Origin of the sequence: Mesorhizobium sp. M5C.F.Ca.IN.020.32.2.1 (assembly GCF_004023105.1) — a bacterium.
Taxonomy (GTDB): domain Bacteria; phylum Pseudomonadota; class Alphaproteobacteria; order Rhizobiales; family Rhizobiaceae; genus Mesorhizobium; species Mesorhizobium wenxiniae.
In genome coordinates this window covers 1-4,013 of the sequence record NZ_RZSX01000613.1, presented here as the reverse complement: position 1 = coordinate 4,013, position 4,013 = coordinate 1, and the positions used below count along the sequence as shown (strand labels likewise).

The 4,013-nt window shown below is 59.9% G+C and carries 3 protein-coding genes and 1 pseudogene; 3 read left to right on the top strand and 1 reads right to left on the bottom strand.

Annotated elements, in window-relative coordinates:
- Nucleotides 1-211 (bottom strand): annotated as a pseudogene (locus EOA86_RS25430) (hypothetical protein); the annotation flags it as partial.
- 523 nt (nt 212-734) lie between these two features.
- Here EOA86_RS25430 and glmM point away from each other — a divergent pair.
- The 3 genes from glmM to EOA86_RS25415 all read left to right on the top strand — a co-directional run.
- Complete coding sequence (glmM, locus tag EOA86_RS25425; protein ID WP_128344197.1) at nt 735-2,087, top strand: phosphoglucosamine mutase; 1,353 nt, start codon at nt 735-737, stop codon at nt 2,085-2,087.
- Between the two features lie 224 nt (nt 2,088-2,311).
- Nucleotides 2,312-3,142 carry an outer membrane protein gene (locus EOA86_RS25420; RefSeq protein ID WP_127209865.1) on the top strand — a complete coding sequence of 277 codons (831 nt, stop codon included), beginning with the start codon at nt 2,312-2,314 and terminating at the stop codon, nt 3,140-3,142.
- Nucleotides 3,143-3,331: 189 nt separating this feature from the next.
- Nucleotides 3,332-4,013, top strand: a 682-nt coding sequence (locus tag EOA86_RS25415; RefSeq protein WP_164891970.1) for an outer membrane beta-barrel protein, incomplete at its 3' end; no start/stop codon positions are given.

Here is a 4,013-nt window from a genome sequence, read left to right as displayed (position 1 = left end):
TTTCCGCCGCGGCTGGCGTGGCGTCGGCGGTGTCGGTACCGCATTCTGCCTTGCGGAACTGGTTCCAGTTCTGCCCGCCAAGTGTTCCGGCGTCCTTTGCCGCGTTATACTTGGTGCTGCATTCAGTCATGGTCAGCGCATTGGCGGGCGCCGTCAGGAATAAAGTCACGACGGCGAGACCCGTCAAAGTGGCAAGTCGATGGATGAGCATGCGTCTTCTCCCTCAGATGTTCACGATATGTACCAAGTAAGCAGTAGCACTCAACGGCTGGTTGCGCCAGAGGCTAAATGGCGTAAAAGCTGTCGGAAAGTGCATTATTTCGATAAAGTCGTAGCCAGCTCCTGTCCGCCAGGTAGATTTTCCCGAGCGCTTTTGCACGGAAAGCGCGCATAGAGCGGCCCACAGTGAGGGACTGCCTGACATGGCGGGTTGGATCGAGTGTCGCCGCTGCGGCGCAACTGAATGCCCGATCCAGGGCCACTCGACCCGCGGATTGCGAGTTCAGTGCCTACTGACTGAGACAACAAAGAATCCAGATGCAGTCTGAAGTTCCTGGACGCTGCTGCCGCAACCAGGCAGGGAACTTGAAAGTCCACGCACGAGCGTGACACAAAACACACAAAACAACAATTTTCTAAGGATTGGTGACCTATAATCATGCATTGTGATGATAGGGCTCGGGCCAATTTATGGCATGACGTGCCGGAAAAGAACCATCGGGAAGCTGGCTAGCATGGCAGGAAGTTATTTCGGTACGGACGGCATTCGCGGGCGCGCCAACAGGTTTCCAATGACGGCGGAGGTCGCCATGAGGGTCGGCATGGCCGCCGGCCTTTCGTTCCAGCGCGGCAACCATCGCCACCGCGTCGTGCTCGGCAAAGACACCAGGCTTTCCGGTTACATGATCGAGAATGCGATGGTGTCGGGTCTGTGCGCCGCCGGCATGGACGTGTTCCTGCTCGGCCCGATTCCGACGCCCGCGGTCGCGATGCTGGTGCGCTCATTGCGCGCCGACATCGGCGTGATGATCTCGGCCTCGCACAATCCCTACTACGACAACGGTATCAAGCTGTTCGGCCCAGATGGCTACAAGCTCTCCGATGAGATCGAGGAGCGAATTGAGGGGCTGCTCGACAAGGATATCGACCTGGCGCTCGCCGATTCGGACGGGCTCGGCCGCGCCAAGCGCGTCGACGGCGTCCATGACCGCTACATCGAATTCGCCAAGCGCACGCTGCCGCGCTCGATGTCGCTTTCGGGCCTCCGCATCGTCGTCGATTGCGCCAACGGCGCTGCCTACAAGGTGGCGCCCGAGGCGCTGTGGGAACTCGGCGCCGAGGTCGTCGCTATCAATGTCGAGCCCAATGGCTTCAACATCAACAAGGAGTGCGGCTCGACCCATCCGGCCGGCCTGCAGAAGAAGGTCCACGAAGTGCGCGCCGATATCGGCATCGCGCTCGACGGCGATGCCGACCGCGTCGTCATCGTCGACGAGAACGGCGCGATCGTCGATGGCGATCAGATCATGGCGCTGATCGCCGAGTCCTGGCATCAGAGCGGACGGCTGGCCGGCGGTGGCATCGTCTCGACGGTGATGTCCAATCTCGGCCTCGAACGCTTCCTCGGCGACATGAACCTGCAGTTGCACCGCACCAAGGTCGGCGACCGCTATGTCGTCGAGCACATGCGTGCGCACGGCCTGAATGTCGGCGGCGAACAGTCGGGCCACATCGTGCTGTCCGATTTTTCCACCACCGGCGACGGCCTCGTCTCGGCGCTCCAGGTGCTCGCCTGCATCAAGCGGCAGAACCGGCCGGTCAGCGAACTGTCGAAGAAGTTTGCGCCGGTGCCGCAGTTGCTGAAGAACGTCCACATTGCCGGCGGCAAGCCGCTCGAGGAAGCCCTGGTCAAGGCGGCGATCGAAGATGGACGGCACCGCCTGGGCAAGGCCGGGCGCCTGGTCATCCGGCCATCCGGCACGGAACCGCTCATCCGCGTCATGGCGGAAGGCGACGATCAGCAACTGGTCGAGGCCGTCGTCAACGATATCGTCGAGGTCATTTCGGAAACGCGCAGCGCCGCCTGATCCTGAAGCTTTTGCCAGTTTGAAAGCCCGCCTCCGGCGGGCTTTTTTCGTTGGCTTGCACGCAAATTCTCCGCAGACATGCCGCGAAAACTCCGAAAGATTTAGAGGTACATGGTTAAGCGATACGGTTAAACGCGCTTTAACTTTTCCAATTCATTATCCACGCTGAAGCCAATCAGATTCGGACGCGTTCGCTGTGCCGAGGGTTCTCAGGGGTGACAAGCATGTTCAATACAGCAAGAATGGCCCTCTTTGCCGCGCTGCTCGCGGGCGTGGCCGGACCAGTGTTCGCCGCCGACTTCGTCGAGCCGCCCGTGGTCGAGCCGGCCCCGCCGCCGCCCGTCTACGAGCAGCCGGTCGAATATGGCGGCTGGTACATTCGCGGCGACATCGACTATCACTGGTCGAAGTTCCGCGGCGGCGACTACATCACCTACGGGCCGGCTCCAGGCACCGGCCGCTTTGACAGCGGCAAGCTGGAGGGCGCCTTCTCGGCCGGCGCCGGCGTCGGTTACCAGATCAACCAGCATTTTCGCACCGACCTGACCGCGGACTGGATGAGCAAATCCGATTTCCGCGGCTCGACCAGCGGCATCTGCCTTGATGGAGATCCCTGCACTTCGACCGACACCTCGTCCTATACGGCGCTGCTGCTTCTCGCCAACGCCTATGTCGATATCGGCACCTGGCATGGCATTACGCCGTATGTCGGCGCCGGCATCGGCGGTGCCTGGGTCAAGTGGGATACGCTGCATAACGTCACTGAGGACGGTTCGTTTGAGCATAGCGGCGGCAAAGGCTGGCGTTTTGCCTATGCCGCCATGGCGGGCGCATCCTACTGCCTGACCGATCGTGTCAAGCTCGATGTCGGCTACCGCTACAGCCATATCGAAGGCGGTAAGATGTTCGACTTCGCCAGCGGCGTCGGTCCGGGCCATGACAAAGGCATCAATGTGCACGAAGTGCGCGGCGGCCTGCGCTACCAGTTCGGCAACTCGGGCTGCGCCCAGCCGGAGCCGATCGCCTACGAACCCGAACCGGTCTACACCAAGTAATCGCTTCGAGAGCAGGGTTGCGGACCGCCCGGCGAAAGCCGGGCGGTTTTCGTTTGAGTCAGGAAAGCGCATCAAAATCAAATCGCTAACGTGCTGTTATCCTTAACCGCCACTTAACCACTATGGTTAACAATGCTCTGAAACGGCGCTCGCGATCGCGAATGGCGCCACCTTCGGGAGCCAGGGATCATGACATTCAAATCGCGCATAGCGCTGGCGCTTGCAGCAATCGCCCTGATGCCGCTGTCTCAAGCGCTTGGTGCCGACTACGATCCGCCGATCTATGTCGACCAGGCGCCGGATTATGTGCCGGTCGAAGTCGGTTCGGGATGGTATCTGCGGGGCGATGTCGCTTATTTGCCGGAAAAGAGTTTCGAAGATGAGGACTTCGCCTTCACACCGGCGAGCTTCAGCGACAATGAAGATCCGATCTTTGCCAGCATCGGCTTCGGCTACCATTTCAACGACTATCTGCGGGCCGATCTCAATTTCGGCTATCTGCCCGGCAACAAGATCGGCGTCGGCTATGATGACGGAACGACCGTGGCATCAGCGTCTCTGAAGAACTATGCCTTCTCGGGCATGCTCAATGGCTACGTCGATCTTGGCACCTATGTCGGGATCACGCCCTATCTCGGCGCGGGTATCGGAATCGTCCAGAGCAATCGCAAGCTTTCGGCGAGCTATTTCACCGACAACAATGACCCTACCGACGATTTTGTTCTGCAGGACGACAAGACCCAGTATTCCTTTGCCTATACGCTTAATGCGGGCCTTGCCTATCAAGTGTCCAAGAATGTTTCCGTCGATCTGGGCTATCAGTATTTTTCCGCGCCCGACGCCGAATATGCGACTGCCGAGAGTCTAAATT